Origin of the sequence: Isoptericola sp. NPDC056134 (assembly GCF_042264825.1) — a bacterium.
Classification (GTDB): Bacteria; Actinomycetota; Actinomycetes; order Actinomycetales; family Cellulomonadaceae; genus Isoptericola; species Isoptericola nanjingensis.
The window spans coordinates 52,674-74,345 of sequence record NZ_JBHJVM010000005.1; the positions used below are offsets into that span (position 1 = coordinate 52,674).

The 21,672-nt window shown below is 74.8% G+C and carries 18 protein-coding genes and 5 tRNA genes; 15 read left to right on the forward strand and 8 right to left on the reverse strand.

Annotation, left to right across the window (positions count from 1 at the left end):
- Positions 1-13 precede the first annotated feature (13 nt).
- The gene (locus tag ACFCZN_RS06670) at positions 14-1,135 is read right to left on the reverse strand and encodes a chorismate-binding protein (protein WP_430556247.1); all 1,122 of its coding nucleotides are present in this window, start codon (positions 1,133-1,135) and stop codon (positions 14-16) included.
- A 126-nt stretch (positions 1,136-1,261) separates the two neighbouring features.
- Between ACFCZN_RS06670 and ACFCZN_RS06675 the strand changes: the two genes are divergently transcribed.
- The 8 genes from ACFCZN_RS06675 (at position 1,262) to ACFCZN_RS06710 (ending at position 4,817) form a co-directional block, all read left to right on the forward strand.
- Positions 1,262-1,334 (forward strand) — tRNA-Gly (locus tag ACFCZN_RS06675).
- A 54-nt stretch (positions 1,335-1,388) separates the two neighbouring features.
- A tRNA-Cys gene (locus ACFCZN_RS06680) sits at positions 1,389-1,459 on the forward strand.
- 8 nt (positions 1,460-1,467) lie between these two features.
- A tRNA-Val gene (locus ACFCZN_RS06685) sits at positions 1,468-1,542 on the forward strand.
- 214 nt (positions 1,543-1,756) lie between these two features.
- Positions 1,757-1,829 (forward strand) — tRNA-Gly (locus ACFCZN_RS06690).
- 42 nt (positions 1,830-1,871) lie between these two features.
- Positions 1,872-1,946: transfer RNA gene (locus tag ACFCZN_RS06695), tRNA-Val, on the forward strand.
- Positions 1,947-2,055: 109 nt separating this feature from the next.
- A complete protein-coding gene (locus ACFCZN_RS06700; RefSeq protein ID WP_429729700.1) occupies positions 2,056-2,382 on the forward strand; it encodes a DUF2277 domain-containing protein in 327 nt (108 codons plus the stop codon).
- A 14-nt stretch (positions 2,383-2,396) separates the two neighbouring features.
- Positions 2,397-2,708 (forward strand): hypothetical protein, encoded by a 312-nt coding sequence (locus ACFCZN_RS06705; RefSeq protein ID WP_429763701.1) that lies wholly within the window; start codon positions 2,397-2,399, stop codon positions 2,706-2,708.
- A gap of 597 nt (positions 2,709-3,305) precedes the next feature.
- On the forward strand, positions 3,306-4,817 hold the full coding sequence (locus tag ACFCZN_RS06710) for a hypothetical protein (protein WP_430556248.1): 1,512 nt from the start codon (positions 3,306-3,308) through the stop codon (positions 4,815-4,817).
- 104 nt (positions 4,818-4,921) lie between these two features.
- Here the strand turns inward: ACFCZN_RS06710 and zapE are convergent, their stop codons facing one another.
- A complete protein-coding gene (zapE, locus tag ACFCZN_RS06715) occupies positions 4,922-6,028 on the reverse strand; it encodes a cell division protein ZapE (RefSeq protein ID WP_429763703.1) in 1,107 nt (368 codons plus the stop codon).
- 38 nt (positions 6,029-6,066) lie between these two features.
- Between zapE and ACFCZN_RS06720 the strand changes: the two genes are divergently transcribed.
- Together ACFCZN_RS06720 and ACFCZN_RS06725 are read left to right on the forward strand one after the other, a co-directional pair.
- Positions 6,067-6,870 (forward strand): dihydrofolate reductase family protein, encoded by an 804-nt coding sequence (locus tag ACFCZN_RS06720; protein ID WP_430556249.1) that lies wholly within the window; start codon positions 6,067-6,069, stop codon positions 6,868-6,870.
- A gap of 99 nt (positions 6,871-6,969) precedes the next feature.
- Positions 6,970-7,467 (forward strand): hypothetical protein, encoded by a 498-nt coding sequence (locus ACFCZN_RS06725; protein ID WP_429763705.1) that lies wholly within the window; start codon positions 6,970-6,972, stop codon positions 7,465-7,467.
- 84 nt (positions 7,468-7,551) lie between these two features.
- Here the strand turns inward: ACFCZN_RS06725 and ACFCZN_RS06730 are convergent, their stop codons facing one another.
- From ACFCZN_RS06730 to gndA, 4 genes are read right to left on the reverse strand one after another with little or no spacing between them, the layout of a single operon-like run.
- The gene (locus tag ACFCZN_RS06730; RefSeq protein ID WP_430556250.1) at positions 7,552-8,298 is read right to left on the reverse strand and encodes an aspartate/glutamate racemase family protein; all 747 of its coding nucleotides are present in this window, start codon (positions 8,296-8,298) and stop codon (positions 7,552-7,554) included.
- Positions 8,295-9,617: a carboxylate--amine ligase gene (locus tag ACFCZN_RS06735; RefSeq protein ID WP_430556251.1), complete on the reverse strand. Its 1,323-nt coding sequence runs from the start codon at positions 9,615-9,617 to the stop codon at positions 8,295-8,297. The genes ACFCZN_RS06730 and ACFCZN_RS06735 overlap by 4 nt, the downstream gene beginning before the upstream one ends.
- Positions 9,614-10,945 carry a hypothetical protein gene (locus ACFCZN_RS06740; RefSeq protein WP_430556252.1) on the reverse strand — a complete coding sequence of 444 codons (1,332 nt, stop codon included), beginning with the start codon at positions 10,943-10,945 and terminating at the stop codon, positions 9,614-9,616. The genes ACFCZN_RS06735 and ACFCZN_RS06740 overlap by 4 nt, the downstream gene beginning before the upstream one ends.
- A complete protein-coding gene (gene gndA / locus ACFCZN_RS06745) occupies positions 10,942-12,378 on the reverse strand; it encodes an NADP-dependent phosphogluconate dehydrogenase (RefSeq protein ID WP_429763709.1) in 1,437 nt (478 codons plus the stop codon). The genes ACFCZN_RS06740 and gndA overlap by 4 nt, the downstream gene beginning before the upstream one ends.
- Positions 12,379-12,578: 200 nt before the next feature.
- Here gndA and ACFCZN_RS06750 point away from each other — a divergent pair, with 200 nt between their 5' ends.
- From ACFCZN_RS06750 to ACFCZN_RS06765, 4 genes are all read left to right on the forward strand, one after another.
- Positions 12,579-13,238 (forward strand): DUF3000 domain-containing protein, encoded by a 660-nt coding sequence (locus ACFCZN_RS06750; protein ID WP_430556253.1) that lies wholly within the window; start codon positions 12,579-12,581, stop codon positions 13,236-13,238.
- Positions 13,235-14,464, forward strand: coding sequence for an HRDC domain-containing protein (locus ACFCZN_RS06755; RefSeq protein WP_429763711.1), 1,230 nt, complete (start codon positions 13,235-13,237; stop codon positions 14,462-14,464). Before ACFCZN_RS06750 ends, ACFCZN_RS06755 begins: the two co-directional genes overlap by 4 nt.
- A 205-nt stretch (positions 14,465-14,669) precedes the next feature.
- Positions 14,670-15,929, forward strand: a complete 1,260-nt coding sequence (locus ACFCZN_RS06760) for a thiolase family protein (protein ID WP_429763712.1) — start codon at positions 14,670-14,672, stop codon at positions 15,927-15,929.
- Positions 15,930-15,934: 5 nt separating this feature from the next.
- The gene (locus ACFCZN_RS06765) at positions 15,935-18,091 is read left to right on the forward strand and encodes a 3-hydroxyacyl-CoA dehydrogenase NAD-binding domain-containing protein (RefSeq protein WP_430556254.1); all 2,157 of its coding nucleotides are present in this window, start codon (positions 15,935-15,937) and stop codon (positions 18,089-18,091) included.
- A gap of 112 nt (positions 18,092-18,203) precedes the next feature.
- On the opposite strand, the gene ACFCZN_RS06770 is transcribed toward ACFCZN_RS06765, so the two are convergent.
- The gene (locus tag ACFCZN_RS06770; protein WP_430556255.1) at positions 18,204-19,598 is read right to left on the reverse strand and encodes a pyridoxal phosphate-dependent decarboxylase family protein; all 1,395 of its coding nucleotides are present in this window, start codon (positions 19,596-19,598) and stop codon (positions 18,204-18,206) included.
- Between the two features lie 183 nt (positions 19,599-19,781).
- Here ACFCZN_RS06770 and ACFCZN_RS06775 point away from each other — a divergent pair, with 183 nt between their 5' ends.
- A complete protein-coding gene (locus tag ACFCZN_RS06775) occupies positions 19,782-20,885 on the forward strand; it encodes a glutamate--cysteine ligase (RefSeq protein WP_430556256.1) in 1,104 nt (367 codons plus the stop codon).
- Positions 20,886-20,900: 15 nt separating this feature from the next.
- Here ACFCZN_RS06775 and ACFCZN_RS06780 read toward each other — a convergent pair whose 3' ends face one another.
- Positions 20,901-21,668, reverse strand: coding sequence for a PIG-L deacetylase family protein (locus ACFCZN_RS06780; RefSeq protein WP_430556257.1), 768 nt, complete (start codon positions 21,666-21,668; stop codon positions 20,901-20,903).
- Between the last annotated feature and the right edge of the window lie 4 nt (positions 21,669-21,672).

The window sequence follows — 21,672 nt, forward strand, 5'->3', positions numbered from 1 at the left end:
TCGGTGCGGCGACTCATCGCTCCGACGACGCGAGACCCACCAGCCGGTCCGCCTTGAGCTCCGTCTCGTCCCACTCCCGACCGGGGTCGCTCCCCCACGTGATCCCGGCGCCGGTGCCGAACCGCAGGACGCCGCCGTCGCCCTCGTCCTCCCACCAGAAGGTGCGGATCCCGACGGCGAGCTCGGCACGCCCGGCGTCGCCGTCGACCCAGCCGACGGCCCCGCAGTAGGGCCCGCGGGCCGTCGGCTCGAGCTCGGCGATCAGCCGCAGCGCGGACGACTTGGGCGCCCCGGAGACCGACCCCGGCGGGAACGTGGCCTCGAGCGCCCGCGCCCAGAGCCCGGGGCCGGCGGCGAGCAGCTCTCCGCGCACGCGGGACACGAGGTGGACGAGCCCGGGGTGCTCCTCGACGGAGAGCAGGTCGGTCACGTCGACGGTGCCGGGGCGGCAGACGCGCTGCAGGTCGTTGCGCACGAGGTCGGTGATCATCACGTTCTCGGCGCGGTCCTTGGCGGTGAGGCCGGACGGCGTGCGCGCCGTGCCCTTGATCGGGCCCGAGGCGAGCGACGCCGTCCCGCCGGGGGCGGCCTCGAGCGAGAGGTAGAGCTCCGGCGACGCGCTCACGACCCACACGGGGTCGAGCCCGGTCGCGGCGGGCACGTGCACCGCGGCCGCGTAGGGGGCGGGGTTGCCGGCCGCCAGCCGGGCGGCGAGCGCGGCGGCGTCGGGCTCGACGACGGCGCCGGCGTCCGTCGCGGCCAACGGCGCGGACAGGACCCGGCACACGTTGACCTGGTAGACGTCGCCGCGCCGCACCCGGTCCCGGACCGTGGCGACGGCGCGCACGTACGTGTCGCGGTCGAGCGAGCTGGTCCAGGACGACGGCGCCGGGCCGTGCCAGGGCCCGGGGTCGCTCTGCGTCGCCGGCGCGGGGCCGACGTCGGCGAACCGCCACGCGCGGGCCCGGCCGCCCGGCCGCGTCGCGCCGTCGCGACCCAGGTCGGCCTCGAAGTCGGCGACGACGAACCACAGCCCCGAGTCGAGCCGTTCCGGCTGCTCGGAGAGGTCGACGCACTCGACGGCGCGCGACGCACGGCGGCCGGCGAACGCGGCCCAGGAGGTCGGCTCGTGCACACGAGCACGCTAGCGGGTCCCGCGCGGAGCTCCGGGCGGGGGCGATTGGACGGACCGCCAGGGGTCCACTAATGTTTGGGGCGCGCCAGAACGGCGGGCACCGCAGGGTGTCCTGGTCCTGGTCGTGCGGATGTGGCTCAGTTGGTAGAGCATCACCTTGCCAAGGTGAGGGTCGCGGGTTCGAGTCCCGTCATCCGCTCGGAGGCCCACTCTCTGATCGACTCACGTCGAGCGTCGAGAGAGCACGTCTCAAGGTGGGTTGGCCGAGAGGCGAGGCAGCGGCCTGCAAAGCCGTATACACGGGTTCGAATCCCGTACCCACCTCGCAGCACGGGCGATTGGCGCAGCGGTAGCGCGCTTCCCTGACACGGAAGAGGTCACTGGTTCGATCCCAGTATCGCCCACCAGCATCACGAAGCCCCGACCGGGATCCGGTCGGGGCTTCGTCGTTCCCGGAACACGGGCCAGCCCCTCCGACGCGCCCACCGACGCGCCACCGAGGGCCGGAGGCGCGGCAGCGTCGCAGGTCACACGGCCGCGATTGGACCAGCGCGCCGAAGGTCGAGTAATGTTCCTCAGGCGCCGGGAGGCCAGGACAGTGATCCTGAACGACCCGGTCGCGCGGATGTGGCTCAGTTGGTAGAGCATCACCTTGCCAAGGTGAGGGTCGCGGGTTCGAGTCCCGTCATCCGCTCCGAGCTCTGCAATTCCCTCGCGGGAAGCGCAGCAGCCGTACGGGCGATTGGCGCAGCGGTAGCGCGCTTCCCTGACACGGAAGAGGTCACTGGTTCGATCCCAGTATCGCCCACCAGAACGAGGCCGTCCCGGTTCGCCCGGGGCGGCCTTTCGCATACCCGCCCTCGGGCCCCTCTCTCCGCAGGGTGTCGCCCTCGTCACCCCCGCGGCGTAGCGTCGAGAGCATGTGCCGCAACATCACGACCCTGCGGGGGCTCGAGCCGCCCGCCACCGACGAGGAGATCCGGGCCGCCGCGGAGCAGTTCGTCCGCAAGGTGACGGGCGTCCAGCGCTCGGCGAGCGCCGCCACCCGCGAGCCGTGCGAGCAGGCGACCGCGGAGATCGCGGAGATCGTCACCCGCCTGCTCGGCGAGCTCCCCGAGCGACGCCAGCCCCCGAAGACCGTGCCCCCGCTGCGCCGCGAGGAGGTGCAGGCGCGCATCGCCGCACGCCAGGCCGCGCGCGAGGAGCACGAGCGGATGCACGAGCTCGGGATCGCGCACACCCACTAGGTAGGCTCGCCCGCGTGGATCAGCCCCTCCCCGCCCCCGTCGACGTGCCGCCGACCGCGCCCGACCCCGTCTCCGCGACGATGCACCGCGCCAAGGCGCACGCCCGGGCGTCGCACGTCACGGTGGGGCAGGTCCGGCACGGCCACGGCGGCGCCGTGGAGATCGACTGCTCCTGCGGGATGGTCCTCACCAACGGGCCGGACTGGTCCCTCGACGAGCACATCAGGCTGCACCGCGCCGAGGCGCGCTACGTCGCGCTGAGCCGTGTCGCCCCCGCCGGGATGCCGCGGCTGGTCCCCGTCGGCGCGGACCGCCTGCCCCGCTGACGCCAGGCGCCCTCGGGGTCGCGTCGACGCTCGGGGTCAGAGCTCGTCCGGGTCGTCCCAGGAGACTCCGCTCGAGGCGCCTTCGATGGGGCCGAGCTCCGCCGCGGAGAGGGACGCAGGCGCCTTCGCCGCGTCTCCCCCGGACCTGGCGTCCCGGTCGCGATCGCCCAGCGGGCGCCGCCGGGGTGCCAGCCTGGCCTGCGAGGCGATCGACTCGTCCAACCTGTCCACCGGCACCGTGGGTCGGGTGCCTGTGCCATCCGTGCTCATGGCCAAGGTCTAGCAGCCGGCGGTGTGCCGCGCTCGCGCTTGGCACACTATTTAACGCGGACCGCTCGGCGGGATCTCCGCCTGCACGCGCGCCGGACGCCGGCCGGGCGAACGCTGCGCGCCACCTGCGCCCGCGACATCCGGCACCTGGACCCGGAGCCGCGAAGGTTGCCTCCGGTGGCTAGAGTGTCCGCCGTGACCGCTGCCGATGCAGGCCTTGCCGACAGGGCGGCACCCGGAACCCCTCCCCCGCTCCCCGGGACGCGGGAGCGCTGGCCGGGGCCCCGGCCGCTGGTGTGGGCGCCGCGGGCCCACACGGTCGAGGTCGTGCTTCCGGCGTCCGGCTCCCGGCTCCCCCTGCGCCTCGTCGGCGCCCACGAGCCCGGGTACTGGCGCGCGGACGCCGAGCTCACGCCCGGCACCGACTACCTCTTCTCCGTCGACGGGGGACCGCCGGTCCCGGATCCTTGCAGCGCCTGGCTGCCGCGCGGCCTGCACGGCCCCTCGCGGGTGCTGGACCAGGAGTTCTGCTGGACCGACGGCGCCTGGCGGGGCGTGGACCTCGACACCGGCGCGCTGCTGCGCGTCGACCTGCCCACGTTCACCGCCGCCGGCACCCTCGACGCGGCCGCCGACCTCCTGGAGGACGTCGCGGCGACCGGTGTCCTGGGCGTCGAGCTCTCCCCCGTCGCCGCGCACGACCCCGACCGCGGCCCGGCCGCCGGCGTGCGCCTGTTCGCCGTGCACGAGCCGCTCGGCGGCCCCGGCGCGCTCCACCGGTTCGTGGACCGCGCGCACCGGTGCGGGCTCGCCGTCGTCCTGGACGCGCCCCACCGGTGGGCCGTCGCCGACGACCTCGGCCTGCACGCCTTCGGTCCCTACGCCACCGGTTCGCGGATCGGTCCCCGCACCGGCGCGCGGCCGGGCCCGCCGGGTTCCGACAGCCCGCGGATCAACCTCGACGGCAGCGGGAGCCGCGGCCCGCGCGACTTCCTCGTGGCCGACGCCGAGCGCTGGCTGCGCGACTTCCACGTGGACGGCCTGCTGCTCGACGTCGAGGCGCTCGTGGACCGCTCGGCGGTGCCGTTCCTCGGAGAGCTCGCCGAGGACGTGCACCACCTCGGCGAGCAGCTCGGCCGCCGGCTCCACCTCCTCGTCGACGGGCCGGGGCGCAGCGACCGGCTCACCACCGTCGTGCACGACATCCTCGCCGCGCCGGGCGACGCCGACGCCGTCCAGGACCTGCGTCGGCTCGCGCACGAGGTGTTCCCCCCGACGACGGCACCGTGGCGGCCGCCCAGCCTGCGACGGGCGCACCGCGCCGCGCAGCGGGCCTCCGCGGTGCTCGTGCGCGACCTCACGCGGCTGCCCGCCGCGAACCGCTCCGTCCCGTGGACGCCCGACGCGGGCGAGCCCTCCCTGGAGGCCTCGGGCTCGACCGACGACGACCGGGCGTGCCTGCTGACGTTCGCGATCCTCGCCGGGACGCCGCCGGTGCTCGACACCGAGCACCTCCCCGTCCCCGCCAGGGACGAGCGGGCACGGCGTCTCGTCGACTGGACCAGGACGCTGTTGTCCCTGCGCCCCGCCGCGTCGGAGGACCGAGACCTTCCGGTGGACGTGCGGACCGAGGGGACGACGCTCCTCGGCCGCCGCGGGCGCACCGCCGTCGCGCTGGTCACCGGCACGGAGCCGGCGGACGTCGACGTCTCCTCCCTGCCGGCCGGCACGGAGGTCCTGGCCGCCTGGGACCCCGAGGGGACGACGCTCGCGGACGGCGTCCTGCGGATCCCGCCGCGCGCCCCGGCCGTGCTGCACGCCGGCCCGGTCGAGCCGTAGCGGCCACGGCTCGCCGCGGGCGGGCCGTCACCGAGCCGTCACGACGTCGTCAGCGGCCGTGTGAGGGGGCCGTCACGACGTCGTCAGCGGTCGTCAGGGGGCCGTCACGCCGTCAGGCGCCGACCTTCCTCCGCCAGGGCGCCGAGGCGCGAGAGCGCCCGGAAGTACTTCTTGCGGTAGCCCCCGCGCAGCATCTCGTCGGAGAACAGGTGCTGCGCGCCGTCGCCGGCGAGGAGCACGGGGACGTCGCGGTCGTAGAGGCGGTCGACGAGGACCACGAGACGCAGGGCCACCTCCTGCCGCTGCACGGGGCGCACGCCGGTGAGCGCCACGAGCTCCACGCCGTCGAGGAGGGCGCCGTAGCGGCTCGGGTGCACGGTCGCGAGGTGGGCGAGCAGCCCGTCGAACTCGTCGAGGACCGCGCCGGGGTGGTCGGCCGCCGCGCGCGCGACGACGTCGGCCGCGAGCGGGGACGCCTCGGTCACGACCGCGCGGTGCCGGTAGTCCTCGCCGTCGACGCGCAGCACCTCGAAGCGGGAGGAGAGCGCCTGGATCTCGCGCAGGAAGTCCTCGGCCGCGAAGCGGCCCTCGCCCAGCGCCTCGGGCAGGGTGTTCGACGTCGCGGCGAGGGCGACGTCGCGGTCCGCGAGCTCGCGGAGCAGCCGGGACATCAGCACGGTGTCACCCGGGTCGTCCAGCTCGAACTCGTCGATGCAGACCAGGCGGCGCGTGGCGAGCGCCTCGACCGTGGGGAGGAAGCCCAGGGCGCCCACGAGGTTCGTGTACTCGACGAACGTGCCGTACGCGACCGACCCCTCGCCGAGGGTCGCGGCGACCTCGTGCGCGAGCGAGGTGAGCAGGTGGGTCTTGCCGACGCCGAAGCCGCCGTCCATGTAGACCGCGGGCACCGCGCGACGCCGGCCGAACAGCGCCTTCAGCCCGGAGGACCGGGGCGCCACGATCTCGCGCGCGACCTCCTGCAGGCGGGCGGGCACCGTCGTCTGGCTCGGGTGGGCGGGGTCGGCCCGGTAGGTGGAGAAGCGCGCCTCGGCGAAGTGGCGCGGAGGCACGAGGTCGGCGAGCAGCCGGCCCGGGGAGACGGTCGGGCGCACGGCCGACAGGGACGGCACCGCGCCGCCCCGGGCGGGGGGCGTCGCGACTGCGTCCGCGCCCGTGTCCTGGTCCCGGTCCTCGTCCTGCGTGAGCGTCACGACCGTCAAGGCTACGCCGCGTCAGTACGCTGACCGCTGTGAGATCTGCCACCACGCCCCTCGACCTGCTCGTCCCGGCACCCGAGCATCTCCCGGTCGACCCCGCCGAGACCCGCCTGGCCGCGCTGTACGACGAGGGCACCGGGTCGGGCGTCCGGCTGCGGGCCAACTTCGTCAGCACGGTCGACGGCGGCGCGTGGGGCCCGGACCACCTGTCCGGCTCGATCAACGACGACGCCGACTGGCGCGTGTTCCGCGTCCTGCGCGCCGCGGCCGACGTCGTGCTGGTGGGGGCGGGCACGGCCCGGCACGAGGGCTACACGGCGCTCGACCGGCCCGAGAGCCTGCCCGCCGCCGGCGACCGTCCCCTGGAGCTCGCGCTCGTCAGCCGCTCCGGCCGCGTGCCGCAGCAGCTCGCCGACGGCGACCGGCCGCCGCTGGTCCTCACCGGCGAGGCCGGCGCGCGGACCGCGAGCCGGATGGTCCCCGCCGACCGGGTGCTCACGGTGGCGTCGGCGCACGACCCCGACGAGGTGGACCTGCGCGCCGGCCTCGCCGCCCTCGCCGACCGGGGGCTGCGTCGCGTGCTGTGCGAGGGCGGGCCGACCCTGCTGGCCGCCCTGCTCGCGGAGGACCTGGTCGACGAGCTGTGCGTGACCACGAGCCCGTGCCTCGTCGGGCCGGGACCCTCCCGCATCGTCGCCGCCTCACCCGCCGGGGCCCCCGGCGAGGCCCCTGCGCCGGCCGGGATCCCGGCGACGCCGCCCACGCCCGCCCGCCTCGCGCACCTGCTGCACGCGCCGAGCACGGGCACGCTCGTCGCGCGCTGGCTGCTGCGCTGAGCGATCCCGGGAACGGCGGCGGAGAGGCACGCGTCACGTCCCGGCCCCCGGCAGGCGCCTGGCCTCGCATCCGCGGCCCCGGGTGGCTACGGTGCTGGCATGCCGACGACCGTCGTCCTCACCGAGGACGCCCTCACCGACGCCGACGTGGCGCACATCCTGTCCCTGCACGACGAGCAGGCCGAGCGCTATCGCGTGCTCGTCCCCTCGGACACCGACCGCAACGTGGTCGCCGCGATCATCGACCACCTGTGGGTGGGCGAGCTGCGCGAGGCCGGGCAGGACCTGGTGGGCAAGGAGCCCACGCCCGAGCAGGCGAAGGTGACCGCCGCAGAGCGCCTCGAGCGGTCCCTCGCGGCGCTGCGGGCCGCCGGTGCAGCCGCCGAGGGCACGGTCACCGAGGAGGACCCGCTGCCCGCCCTGAGCGCCGCCGTCGCCGCCCAGGGCGGCCCGGACTCCGTGCAGGACGTCGTCGTGGTGACCTACCCGCACGTGGTCGCCGACACCTTCCGCTCCGACTGGGCGTCGCGCGCGCGCGAGCACCTGCAGGTCCCCGTGCTGCACCTGTACGCCGGGACCAGCGAGATCGGCGACTGAGGCCGGTCCCCTCCGACCCTGACACGCACGAGGGCCCCGTCCGGCGGACGGGGCCCTCGTGCGTGCCGTGCGGCGTGCGGGGCGTCAGCGCACGCGGTGCCCGGCACCCGTGATCGTCGCGCGCACCAGCTCGTCCATGGAGTCGAGGAAGGGCTCCTCGTCGAGCAGGTCGTGGTCGACCGCCGCGACGGACAGCTCCGTGCACCCGAGCACGACGACCGACGCGCCGCGCTCCACGAGCCGGGCCGCCACGCCGCGCAGCGCGTCAGGGTCCGCCGGCCGGCCGGCCTTGACCTGGTCGTAGATCACCGCGTTGACGACGTCCTGGTCCGCCGCGTCCGGGACGACGACGTCGATCCCGTGGGCGGCGAACGCGTCGTCGTACACCTTCGACGCGACCGTGCCCGCCGTGGCCAGCAGGCCGACGCGCCGCAGGCCGGGCACCCGCTCGCGCGCCGCCGCGACCGTCACGTCGATGATCGAGACGAACGGCACCGTCACCGCGTCGAGCACCTGCTGGGTGAAGTAGTGCGCGGTGTTGCACGGCATGACGAGGAACTGCACGCCGAAGTCCTGCAGGCGCCGGGCGTCCCGCGCGAGCACGGGGCCCGGGTCGGCGGGCGACCGCCCGAGCACGAAGTCCGTGCGGTCCGGGATGGTCGCGTGGTTGAGCACGACGAGGTCCACGTGGTCCTGGTCCCGCTCGGCGTCGGTGCGCTGCACCACCCGCTGCAGGAAGTAGGCGGTGGCCAACGGGCCGACGCCGCCGATCACGCCGACGGGGCGGTCGTCGACCGCCCCGTCGGCGTCGTGCCCGGCCTCCGGGGTCACGCGCCCTCCCGGGTGCCCTGCCGTGCGGCCGGGCCGGTCCAGGCGAGGGCCCGCGACTGCGCCACCGGGTAGTGCCTGGCGTACTTGCGGAACTGGTTGAGCTGCGCCACCAGCAGGTACGCGACCCGGCGGGGGTCCCACTCCTTGCGGTACCAGAGCGGGTTGGACGCGCGGCGCGTCAGCTGCAGGCGCCGCGTCCTGGAGCGGATCGCGGGGTCCGCGACGTAGCGCCGCAGCAGGGCGCCCGGCAGCACCGTGTACAGGTGCTCCGTGGTGACCTCGCCGTCGCCGGAGAGCGGGACGTCGGGCCCGAGCGCGGCGCGCGGGTCGGGGTCGAGCCCGCGCAGGTGCTCGTGCACGTAGAACTTCACCGGGTTGGCGCCCGTCGACGTGACGTAGTAGTTCGAGCGGCCCAGGCGCGGGTTGAGCTCGAAGAACACGTACCGGCCGTCGCGCGGGTCGTACTTGAGGTCGAAGTTCGCGACGCCGGTCCAGCCGACGTGCTCGAGCAGGCGGCGCGCCTGCTCCACGACCTCGGGCTGGGTGCCCGTGACGATCGCGGCCGGGTTGCCGAGGGCACCGGGGGCGTGCTCCTCGAGCAGGACGTGCCCGAAGGAGGAGAACCGCACCTTGCCCTGCGCGTCGCTGTAGCAGGTGAGGATCCGCATGCCGGAGTCGTCGCCCGGGATGTAGTCCTGCACCACGAACGAGCCGACGTACCCGGCGTCCTTCACGCGCCCGAGCAGGTCGAGCAGCTCGGCGCGGGTGTCCACGAGGAAGACCTTCTTCTTCCCCGCGAACTCGACGTCGTGGTACGCCGCGGTGCTGGCCGCCTTCGCGATCACGGGGAACGTGAGCCCGCTCGTGTCCGGCTCGCTGCCCGACGCGACGTCGTGCACGACCGTCGTCGGGTGCGCGAGGCCGAGCTCGGCGCACAGGGCCCCGAACTCCTCCTTGTCGGTGAGCCGCAGCAGCAGCTCCTCGCCCACGTAGGGCACCAGGTAGCGGTCCTCGAGGCGGTCGCGGTGCTGCACGAGCATCCGCACCAGCCAGTCGGCGGAGCCCACCACGACCAGGTCGGCGTCGGTGTGCTCGTCCGCGATCCGGCGCAGGCGCGCCACGATCGCCTCGGGGTCGTCGATCCGCGGCTCGGCCACGTGGGTGAGGATGCGCGAGTGCCGCACCAGGCCCGTCGACGCGCCGGACACCACCACGGAGCGCACGCCGTACGCCTCGTGGAACGCCCGGGCCAGGCTGTACGCGCCGATGTCGCCGCCCAGGACGACGGGCTGCAGCCGCCGCTGCGGGGTCTGCGTCACGATGCCTCCTTGGCGCCGGTGGTCGACGACGTGCCGGCCGCGCTGTTGGCCGCGTAGTTCCGGCGCAGCGCGTCGGCCGGGTAGAACTGCCGGTACTTGCGCACGTGGTTGAGCATCGCCGTGAGGACGTACAGGCGGCGCCGCGGCGACGCGTCGGCCTTGTAGCGCAGCGGGTGCACGGTGCGCCCGGAACGCTGCAGCCGCACGACGCGGGCGCGCAGCTCGGGGTCCAGCACGTACGAGCGCAGCAACCGCTTCGGCACGACGGCGTACAGGACCTCGCGGTCCGCCGTCACCGGCTCGCGACGCACGCCGTGCACGACGTCGTCCACCAGCGCCTCGGTCGGGTTCTGCCCGCCCGCGGTGAGGTAGTAGTTGTTCCGACCGATGCGCGGGTTCTGCTCGAAGAACTTGAACACGCCGTCGCGCGGGTCGAGCTTGACGTCGAAGTTCGCGAACCCGCGCCAGCCGGTGTGCTCGAGGATCCGCTGGGCGGCGTCGAGGATCTCGTCGATCGGCTCGACGATCATCGCCGACGGGTTGCCCCGCGCGGCCGGCGTGCGCTCCTCGAGGAGCACCTGCGCCGAGGAGCGCAGCGTGACCCTCCCGCTCGAGTCGGCGTACGCCGTGACCGACCGCATCCGCGTGTCGTCACCCGGGATGTTCTCCTGCACCAGGAAGCGCCCGCGGAAGCCGGCCTCGCGCAGCGAGATCATCAGCCGGTCCAGCTCGGCCGGCGTCGCGATCTCGTAGATCTTCTTCTTCCCGGCGAACTGCACGTCGTGGTAGTCGGCGCTGCTCGCGGGCTTGGCGATGACCGGGAAGTCGAAGCCGACGGGCAGCGGCTCCCAGCCGGGCTCGGCCGCCCGGGCGAAGTCCTGGATCACCGTGGCCGGCGTCGGGATCCCGAGCTCCGCGCACACCTCCTGGAACTCCGCCTTGTCGGAGATCCGGTCGATGAGCGCGGCGTCCGCGAACGGGACGACGTAACCGGCGGCCTCGAGCTCCGTGCGGTGGTGCACGAGCACGCGCACCACCCAGTCCATGTTGGTGAGGAGCACGAGGGTGCGGCCGGGGGCCGACATCCGGCCCGCGACGTCCTGGAGCGCCGCGACGATCTGCTCGGGCGCGGTGCCGGACAGCTCGGTGTCGATGATCTGCGAGTGCGCGATCGGGCCCGGCTCGGCGAAGGCGACGACGGTGGTGCGCACGCCGTAGCGCTCGTGGAACGAGCGGGCGAGGGCGTACACACCGATGTCCGAGCCGACGATGACGGGCTGGAACCCGGGGCCGGCGTCGGTGCTGGTGGTGCTCACGGGTGCGCTCATGCCTCCTGCTCGGAGCGGTCTGCCGACCACTCGGTGTGGAAGGTGCCCTCGCGGTCGGTGCGGCGGTAGGTGTGCGCGCCGAAGAAGTCGCGCTGCGCCTGGATGAGCGCGGCGGGCAGCCGCTCGGCGCGCACGCCGTCGTAGTAGGCGAGGGACGAGGAGAACGCGGGGGTCGGGACGCCGTTGAGGGCGGCCTGCGACACGACCCGACGCCAGGCGGCGAGGCCGTTCCCCACGGCGTTCGTGAAGTACTCGTCCGCGAGCAGCAGCGGCAGCGCGGCGTCGCGCTCGTACGCCTCGGTGATGCGGTTGAGGAAGCGGGCGCGGATGATGCAGCCGCCGCGCCAGATGCGGGCCATGGCACCGCGGTCGATGTCCCAGCCGTACTCGGCGGAGGCGGCGGCGATCTGGTCGAAGCCCTGGCTGTACGCGACGACCTTCGACGCGTACAGCGCGAGGCGCACGTCCTCGATGAAGGCGTCGCGGTCCGCGATCTCCCAGGTCCCGGCATCGGCGGGCAGCGCGGCGCGGCCGGCCTCACGCTGCGGCACGGAGCCGGACAGCGCGCGGGCGAACGTCGCCTCGGCGATGCCGGTGATCGGCACGCCGAGGTCGAGGCCGTTCTGCACCGTCCAGCGGCCGGTGCCCTTCTGCTCGGCCTGGTCGAGCACGACGTCGACGAACGCGCTGCCGGTGGCCGCGTCGACGTGCTGCAGCACGTCGGCGGTGATCTCGATGAGGAACGACTCGAGGTCGCCGGTGTTCCACTCGGCGAAGATCTGCCCGATCTCGGCCGCGGACGCGCCCAGCCCCTGCTTGAGCAGGTCGTAGGCCTCGGCGATGAGCTGCATGTCGGCGTACTCGATGCCGTTGTGCACCATCTTGACGAAGTGCCCGGCGCCGTCGGGGCCGACGTAGGTGCAGCACGGCGTGCCGTCGACCTTGGCCGAGATGTCCTCGAGGATCGGGCCCAGGCTCGCGTACGACTCGCGGGTGCCGCCCGGCATGATCGACGGGCCGTTGAGCGCACCCTCCTCGCCGCCGGAGACGCCGGTGCCCACGAAGTGCAGGCCCTTCGCGCTGAGGTCCTTCTCGCGGCGGATGGTGTCGGGGAAGTGCGCGTTGCCGGCGTCGACGACGATGTCGCCCTCCTCCAGCAGCGGCACGAGCTCGTCGATGACGGCGTCGGTCGCGGCGCCCGCCTTGACCATGATGACGACCTTGCGGGGCCGCTCCAGGGAGGCGACGAAGTCGGCCATCGACTCGGACGGGACGAAGTCGCCCTCGTGCCCGGCGTCGGCGATCAGCGACTGCGTCTTGGCGTACGACCGGTTGTGCACCGCCACCGTGTAGCCGTGCCGCGCGAAGTTGCGGGCGAGGTTGCGGCCCATCACCGCAAGGCCGGTCACGCCGATCTGGGCACGAGCTGTCATCGTTTCCCTGCTTCCGTCGGTTCTCGGTTCGGGTCGGGCGGCCGGGTGGCGGCGACTGGCGCACGCTCCCCGCCCGGGAGCCGGGACCAGCGTAGTCGTCGCGGCGGCCGAGGTGTACGGACCATCACGATCCGGACACGACCGGCCCCCCGGTGCGTCGTTTCACCCGACCGACCGCACCGCGCCGTACGGTGGCTGGCGTGACCGGCGATCGCACGGGTGACTCGAAGCGGGATCCGCAGCAGGATCCCAGGCAGCAGGTGCCCGCCCCGTTCGCGGCCGCGCTGGCGTCCCTGCGCGAGCGGCGGCTGCGCGGCGAGGTGCACCTGGCGGAGATCCCCGGCCCCACGCGCGTGGCCCCGTTCTCGGTGGCCCTCGAGGGCGAGGTCGCCGAGCCCGGGGGCGAGGAGGTCGCCACGGGCCGGTTCGTCGTCCTGCACGACCCTGAGGGGCAGGAGACCTGGCAGGGCACGTTCCGGGTCGTCACGCTGGTGCGCGCCACCCTCGAGCCCGAGCTCGCTGCCGATCCCCTGCTGGCCGACGTCGCGTGGACCTGGGTGACGGAGTCGCTCGACGCCGCGGGCGTGGACGCCCTCGCGGTCGGCGGCACCGTGACGCGCGTCCTCTCCCAGAGCTTCGGCGCGCTGGGCGCCACGCCCGACGCCGTGGACCTCGAGATCCGCGCGTCCTGGACGCCCACCGACACCGACCTCGGGGTGCACCTCGCCGTGTGGGGAGACCTCATGGCGACGGCCGGCGGCCTGCCCCCGCTGCCCGACGGCGTCGCCTCGCTCGCCGCACGCTCGGGCGGTCGCGGGCACCCACGCCCCGGGTCCCGACCGCATACCGTGGGGCCATGAGCTCAGCAGTCCCCCCGACCGCCACCGACGTCGTCCCGCTCACCGAGCCGGCGGACGGCGTCGGGCGCGTCGTCGACACCCCGGCCGCCCTCGACCGCGTGGTCGAGCGGTTCGCGGCCGGCACCGGCCCCGTCGCCGCCGACGCGGAGCGCGCCTCGGGCTACCGCTACGGTCAGGCCACCTACCTGGTCCAGCTGCGGCGCGAAGGCGCCGGCACGGCGCTCCTCGACCCGGTCGCGCTGCCCGACCTGTCGGCGATCGGCGACGCCGTGGGTGACGCCGAGTGGGTGCTGCACGCTGCCTCCCAGGACCTGCCGGGCCTGGCCGAGCACGGGCTGCGGCCGGCGCGCGTCTTCGACACCGAGCTCGCCGCCCGGCTGCTGGGCCTGGAGCGCGTGGGGCTCGCCGCCGTGGTCGCCGAGCTGCTCGGACTGGGCCTGGCGAAAGAGCACTCGGCCGTCGACTGGTCCACGCGGCCGCTGCCCGAGGACTGGCTGCGCTACGCCGCGCTCGACGTCGAGGTGCTGGTGGACCTGCGCGACCGCCTGGCGGAACGGCTGGACGCGGACGGCAAGGCGGAGTGGGCGGCCCAGGAGTTCGAGGCCGAGCGCACCGCGCCCCCGCCGGCACCGCGCGTCGACCCGTGGCGGCGCACGTCCGGCACGCACACGTTGCGCGACCGTCGCCAGCTGGCCGTGGTCCGCAGCCTCTGGCTGGCGCGCGACGCGAGCGCGCGCGCCCGCGACGTCTCCCCCGGCCGGGTGCTGCCGGACCGCGCCATCGTGGCCGCCGCCCGCGCGCTGCCGCGCACCGTGCCGCAGCTCACCGCCCTGCCGGAGTTCGCCGGGAAGGCCACGCGCCGGCGCGCGCCCGCCTGGCAGCGCGCGATCGACGAGGCCCTCGCCCTGCCCGACGACCGGCTGCCGAGCCAGCGCGGCCCGCGCACCGACGGGCCGCCCCAGCCGCGCACCTGGGCCGACCGAGACCCCGTCGCAGCCCGGCGGCTCACGACGGCCCGCGACCTTCTCGCCACGATGTCCGGCGACCTGCACGTGCCCGTGGAGAACCTGCTGCAGCCGGACGCCCTGCGCCGCCTGTGCTGGACGCCGCCGGACCCGGCCCGCTCGGCAGAGATCGCGGAGTTCCTCCGGGGCCGCGGAGCCCGGCCGTGGCAGATCGAGCTGGTCGCGACCCCCCTCGAGGACGCCTTCTCCACCGTCTCCTGACCCCCGACCTGTCAGGACCACACGCAGGTAGTGGTGCTCCTGGCCCTGACAACTCGTGTGAGACGGGGTCTCAGAGTGGTCTATCCTGGTTCCCGGTACTCGCGGTAGCGTGTACCTTGGCGCCGGCCCTACCGGGTCGTCGCCCGAGAGCGGCGTCGCTCGTCGGACGCCGAAGTCCCGACCCCCGCCTGCGGATGGAGCTTCCATGACCACACGGAACCCGGCCCGCCGCGCGCTGCGCGACGTCGTCTTCGTCGAGGGCGTGCGCACGCCGTTCGGCAAGGCCCGGCCCGACGGCCTGTACGCCGAGACCCGAGCCGACGACCTCGTCGTCAAGGCCGTCCGCGAGCTGCTGCGCCGCCACCCCGAGCTGCCGGGCGAGCGCGTGGACGAGGTGGCCATCGCCGCCACCACCCAGCAGGGCGACCAGGGCCTGACCCTCGGCCGCACCGTGGGGATGCTGGCCGGCCTCCCCCAGACCGTCCCGGGCTTCGCCATCGACCGGATGTGCGCGGGCGCGATGACGGCCGTCACGACGACCGCCGCCGGCATCGCGACCGGCAGCGCCGACGTCGTGATCGCGGGCGGCGTGGAGCACATGGGCCGCCACCCGATGGGCTTCGACGCCGACCCGAACCCGCGCTTCCTGTCCGAGAAGCTCGTGGACCCCGAGTCGCTCAACATGGGCGTCACGGCGGAGAACCTGCACGACAAGTTCCCGCACCTCACCAAGGAGCGCGCGGACGCCTACGCCGTCAACAGCCAGGCCAAGTACGCCAAGGCGCTCGCCAACGGCGACGTCGGCCCGGAGCTCGTCCCGGTCGCCGTCCGCTCCGCCGAGCAGGGCTGGGGCCTGGCCACCGCCGACGAGCTCCCCCGCCCCGGCACCACCGTCGAGGGCATCGCGAACCTCAAGACGCCGTTCCGCCCGGGCGGCCGCGTCACCGCGGGCAACGCGTCCCCGCTGACCGACGGGGCCACCGCCGCGCTGCTCGCCTCGGGCGACACCGCCGCCGAGCTGGGCCTGCCCGTCGCGATGCGCCTGGTCTCGTCCGCGTTCGCCGGCGTCGACCCGTCGATCATGGGCTACGGCCCGGTCCCCGCCACCGACCGGGCGCTCGCCCAGGCCGGGCTGACCATCGACGACATCGGCCTGTTCGAGATCAACGAGGCGTTCGCCGTGCAGGTGCTGAGCTTCCTCGACCACTACGGCATCGCCGACGACGACGAGCGCGTCAACCCGTACGGCGGCGCCATCGCCATGGGCCACCCGCTGGCCAGCTCGGGCGTGCGCCTCATGACGCAGCTCGCGCACCAGTTCGCGCAGCACCCCGAGGTCCGGTACGGCATCACCACCATGTGCGTGGGCCTGGGCCAGGGCGGCACCGTGATCTGGGAGAACCCGCACCACGCCGACTACTCCGGCCACACCACCGCGACGACCGCGACGGACGAGGAGAACTGACCACGATGCCCTCGAACACGACCGAGAACACCTCCGGCGTCCGCGCCGAGCGCGTCACGCACTCCCTCGTCCGGGACGTCGAGCTCCCGGGCGGCGCGGGCACCCTCGCGCTCGTCACGCTGGACAACGGCCTCGACCACACCAAGCCCAACACCCTGGGCCCCGAGGGCATGGCCGAGCTCACCGCGGCGCTGACCGCTCTGCAGGAGCGCGCGGGCCGCGGGGAGATCGCCGCCGTCGCCGTCACCGGCAAGCCGTACTTCCTCGCCGCGGGCGCCGACCTGCTGCAGGTCTCCACCGTCACCTCGCACGAGCAGGCGCTCGAGCTGGGCCGGTCCGGCCACGCCGCCTACGAGCTGCTGCACACGATGGGTGTGCCCACGTTCGCGTTCGTCAACGGGCTGGCACTCGGCGGCGGCCTCGAGGTCGCGCTCAACTGCGACTACCGCACGGTGTCGGCCGACGCCCCCGCGCTCGGTCTGCCCGAGACCGGCCTCGGCCTCATCCCGGGCTGGGGCGGCGCCTACCTCGTGCCGCGCCTCGTGGGCATCGAGAAGGCCGTCGACGTCATCCTCACGCGCCCCGCGACGCAGAAGCCGTTCAAGGCGGCCGAGGCCGCGCAGATCGGCCTGGTGGACCAGCTCCTCGAGCCTGCCGACTTCCTCGAGCAGTCGATCCTGTGGGCGTCGCGGGTGCTGCGCGGCGACGTCGAGGTTCCCCGCCGCGAGCTCGACCCGCAGCCGGTGTGGGACGCCGTCGTCGCGGCCACGCGCCAGCGGCTCGACGCCGACGTCGCGGGCTCTCGCCCGGCGCCGTACCGCGCCCTGGACCTGCTCGCGGCGGCCCGCACGGCCACCCGCGCGGAGGCCTTCGCGGCCGAGGACCGGGCGCTGGCCGACCTCATCATGTCCGACGAGATGCGCGCCAGCGTCTACGCCTTCCAGCTCGTCTCGGGCGGCAAGAAGCCCGTCGGCGCCCCGGACAAGAGCCTCGCCCGACCGGTCACCCGGGTCGGCATCGTCGGCGCCGGCCTCATGGCCGCGCAGATCGCCCTGCTCGTCGCGCAGCGCCTCGGCGTGCCCGTCGTCATGCGCGACCTGGACCAGGAGCGGGTCGACAAGGGCCTCGGCTTCGTCCGGTCCACGGTCGAGAAGCTCGTCGGCCGCGGACGGATGGCGCCCGAGGCCGCCGCGCGCATCGTCGCGAGCGTGCACGGCACCACCGACATCGACGAGTTCGCCACCTGCGACGTGGTGGTCGAGGCCGTGACCGAGGTCATGGGCCTCAAGAAGAAGGTCTTCGCCGAGCTCGAGGGCATCGTCCGCGAGGACACGATCCTCGCGACGAACACCAGCGCGCTGTCGGTCACCGAGATGGCGGCCGACCTCCAGCACCCCGAGCGGGTCGTGGGCATCCACTTCTTCAACCCCGTGGCCCAGATGCCGCTGGTCGAGGTCGTCAAGGCCGAGCGGACCTCCGACGAGGCGCTGGCCACGGCGTTCGCCATCACGAAGAAGCTGCGCAAGACGGCGGTGCTCGTGGCCGACCGGCCCGGCTTCGTCGTCAACCGGCTGCTCGTGCTCGTCATGGGCAAGGTCGTCGAGGCCATCGAGAACGGCACGTCCGTCGAGGTGGCCGACACCGCGCTGGCGCCGCTGGGCTTCCCGATGCCGACCTTCGAGCTCTTCGACCTCGTCGGCCCGGCCGTCGGCCTGCACGTGCTCACCTCGCTGCGCGAGGACCTGGGCGACCGGTTCCCGACCTCCCCCGGCCTGGAGAAGCTCGTCGCCGACGGCACGCGCGTCGTGCTCGACCGTCCGGCCCCCGGGCTGCCCAAGCCGGTCGACCCGGCGATCCAGGCCGTCTTCGGCGAGGTGCTCCCGGCAGGCGAGCAGGGCCGGCACGGCACCCCGGTGCTCGACGCCGCGGGCGTGCTGGACTCCGTGCTCACGGCGCTGACGGTCGAGATCGGCCACATGCTCGACGAGGGCGTGGTCGCCGGGCCGCAGCAGATCGACCTGTGCATGATCCTCGGCGCCGGGTGGGGCTTCCACACCGGCGGCATCACGCCGTACCTCGACCGCGCCGGGTACTCGGTGAAGGTCCTGGGCCGCCGGATCCTGCCCGACGGCGCCGCGAACGTCCCCGAGGCCGTCGCCTGACACGCCCTCCTCGGAGACCCGAGCCCCACGGCTCAGGACGCTCCGGTGGCCCGGTCCCTCGTCGGGACCGGGCCACCGGAGCGTGCCTCGACCCGCAGACCTGCGCCGTGGACTACGACGAGGCCGGGCCTCGGACCGCGCGCCGGACCGCCTCGACCGTCCTCGCGACGTCGTCCTCGTCCGTGGACCAGTTGCTCACCGAGACCCGCAGGACGTCCTGGCCGCGCCACCGGGAGCCGGAGATCCATGTCTCGCCGTCGGCGAGGAGCCGCACGCCGGCCGCCCGCGTCAGGGCGTCGTCGTCCAGCGCGAGGCACACCTGGGTGTAGACGACGTCGTTGACCACCTGCACGCCGTCGATGCGCGCCACGCCCTCGGCGATCGCCCGGGCGCGATCCGCCAGCCCTCCGACGAGCCGAGCCAACCCCTCCCGCCCGAGGGAACGCAGCGCGGCCCAGGTGGGCACGCCGCGGGCACGCCGCGAGAGTTCGGGCGCCTTGTCGTAGGGGTTGCCGGGGCCGGGCGCGTCCACGAGGTACGCCGTGTGCACGCCGAACGCGGCGCGCACGGAGGCAGGGTCAGCCACGACGGCGACGCCGCAGTCGTAGGGCACGTTCAGGGTCTTGTGCGCGTCGGTCGCCCAGGAGTCCGCGCCCTCGATCCCACGCACGAGGTGAACGAGGCCGGGTGTCGCGGCCGCCCAGAGGCCGAACGCGCCGTCGACGTGCACCCAGGCGCCGTGGTCGTGCGCGAGCGGGATCGCCTCCGCGAAGGGGTCGAAGGACCCGGAGTGCACGTTGCCGGCCTGCAGGGCCACGATCGTCGGCGTCCCGGGCGACCCCTCGGCGAGCGCGGCGGCGAGGGAGTCCGTGCGCAGCCGGCCCTGGTCGTCGGCCGCCACCTCCGTCGGGGCGCCGAGCCCGAGGTAGCGCAGCGCGAGATCGACGGAGTCGTGGCGCTCGGCACCGACCAGCACGCGCACCGGAGGGCCGCCCGTCAGGCCCCGCTCGTGGACGTCCCACCCCGCGCGGGCGAGCACCGCACCGCGCGCCGCGGCCAGCCCGGTGAGGTTCGCCGTCGTCGCGCCGGTCACGAAGCCCACGTCGGAGCCCGCGGGCAGGCCGAGCGCGTCGAGCACCCACCGTCCCGCCTCCTCCTCGACCGCGACGACGCCCGGCGTGGAGAACCGCATCCCCGCGTTCTGGTCCCAGGCGCTCACGAGCCAGTCGGCGCCCAGCGCCGCGGGCAGGGTGCCGCCCATGACCCAGCCGAAGAACCGGCCCGACCCGATCGCCATCAGGCCGGGCTCGACCCGGGCGGCGAGCTCGTCGACCACGCCCGCCGGCGCGAGCCCCTGATCGGGCAGCGGCCCGGGCAACGTCCGCCCGACGGCGTCCGCGTCGGCGCGCGGCGGGACGGGCCGCTCCCCCACGTCGTCGAGCCAGGCGCGCGCGTGGAGCACGGCGCGGTCGAGCGCGCCGTCGAAGTCCTTGCCTCTGACCGTCATCCGGGTGCTCCTTCGCGACCGGCCTCGGTGCCGCCGCCAGGATACCGAGGGGAATATCACGGGGCGGGACGACGCCTCGGTAGGAGGGAGGGCAGCGCCCGACGCCCGGGACGTCCTCGCCGCGAAGTCCCGGGAGCCGGCGGAAGTGCGCGACGATCACGCACGCGTGTGAGACTTCCCCGCATGAAGCGGACCATGGGTATCGAGGAGGAGTTCCTGCTGGTCGGGGACGACGGAAGGCCGGTCGCACGGGCCAGCGAGGCGCTCGACGCCTCCGGCGTCGACCTGACGAGGTCTCCCGAGACCGGCGGAGGCGCGCTCGAGACCGAGTTCATGGAGGAACAGCTCGAGACGGCGACCCACCCGCGCCACGAGCTCACCGACCTCGCCGCGGAGGTCCGCGCGGGCCGGCAGCGCGCCCAGGCGGCGGCCGACCGGGTCGGGGTGCGCGTCGCGGCGCTGGCCACGTCCCCGTGGCCGTTCGAGGGCACGACGGTGGCGCGGCTGCGCTACCTGGAGGCGCGGGCGGCGTTCGGCCTCACGGCCCGCGAGCAGCTCACCAGCGGCTGCCACGTGCACGTCGCCGTGGCCGACGACGCCGAGGGCGTGGCCGTCCTCGACCGCATCGGGCCGTGGCTGTCCGTGCTGCTCGCGCTGAGCGCGAACTCGCCCTTCTGGCAGGGCGAGGACTCCGGCTTCGCCAGCTACCGCTCCCAGGTGTGGGCGCGCTGGCCCACGTCCGGGCCGGCCCGTTCCTTCGGGTCGCCGGAGGGCTACCGGCAGGCGGTCGACGACCTCGTCGCCACCGGGACGATCCTCGACCAGAACATGGTGTACTTCGACGCCCGGCTCTCCTCCCGCTACCCCACCGTCGAGATCCGCGTCGCCGACGTCTGCCTCGACGCCGACACGGCCACCCTGCTGGGCGCCCTCGCCCGCGGACTCGTCGAGACGGCGGCTCGCGAGGCCTCGGAAGGGCTCGCCGCGCCGGTGCTGCGGCCCGAGCTGCTGCGCACCGCCTCGTGGCGCGCAGGTCGCTCGGGGCTCTCGACGGAGCTGTTGTCGCCGCACACGTGGCAGCCCGCCCCCGCGCACGACGTCGTCGGGCAGCTCGTGGCGCACGTGCGCGCGGCGCTCGCCGACGACGGCGACCTGGACGCGGTCACCGAGCTCCTCGGACGGCTGTGGGCCGGGGGCGGCGGTGCGGCACGGCAGCGCGCGTGGCACGCGGAGTCGGGCGACCTGCGCGCCGTCGTGGACCGCGCCGTCGAGGTCACCCACGCCTGAGCGTGCGGTCCCGCGTCAGTCGTCCCAGCCCATGCGGAGCACCTCGAACGGGGTCGCGTGCTGCACGCCGAGGCGCGGCCCCGTGGCCGACGTCATCCGGGCGAGGAACTCGGCCGGGTCGAAGTGCTCCCACCCGAGACCGTCCAGGTAGGCGGCGTGGGCCCGCAGCGACGCGACGCCGGCGTCGAACGTGTCGGTGACGTCGACCGCGTGCCCCGCGTCGGGCGACCCGGCGACCCACACCTGACGCACGCCGCCCCACGGCTGGAACCCCTCGGCCTCGAGCTGTTCGGTGAAGACCCACCGGTTGCCGGCGTCGCGCACCGCGTCGACGACGGCGCGCCCGGTCGCGACGTGGTCGGCCTGGTTGAGCATCCCGCCGGGGAAGGTCTCGCGGTAGTTGCCGGTGATGACGACCTCCGGCCGGTGCCGGCGCACGGCGCCCGCGATCGCCCGGCGCAGCGGCAGGCCGTACTCGATCACCCCGTCGGCGAACCCGAGGAACTCGACCTCCTCGACGCCGACGGCCCTCGCGGAGGCGATCTGCTCGGCCTCGCGCACCCGGCGCGCCTCGTCGGGGTGCATGCCGTCGATCCCGGCCTCGCCGCTGGTCACCATGCTGTAGACGACCCGCTTGCCCTGGCCCGTCCAGCGGGCGACGGCCGCGGCCGCGCCGAACTCCATGTCGTCGGGGTGCGCCACCACCGCGAGCGCCGTCGTCCAGGTCTCGTCGAGGGGGCGCAGCGGGGCGTCCTCGTCGGCACGGTCGGGTGTCGTCGCCATGCCG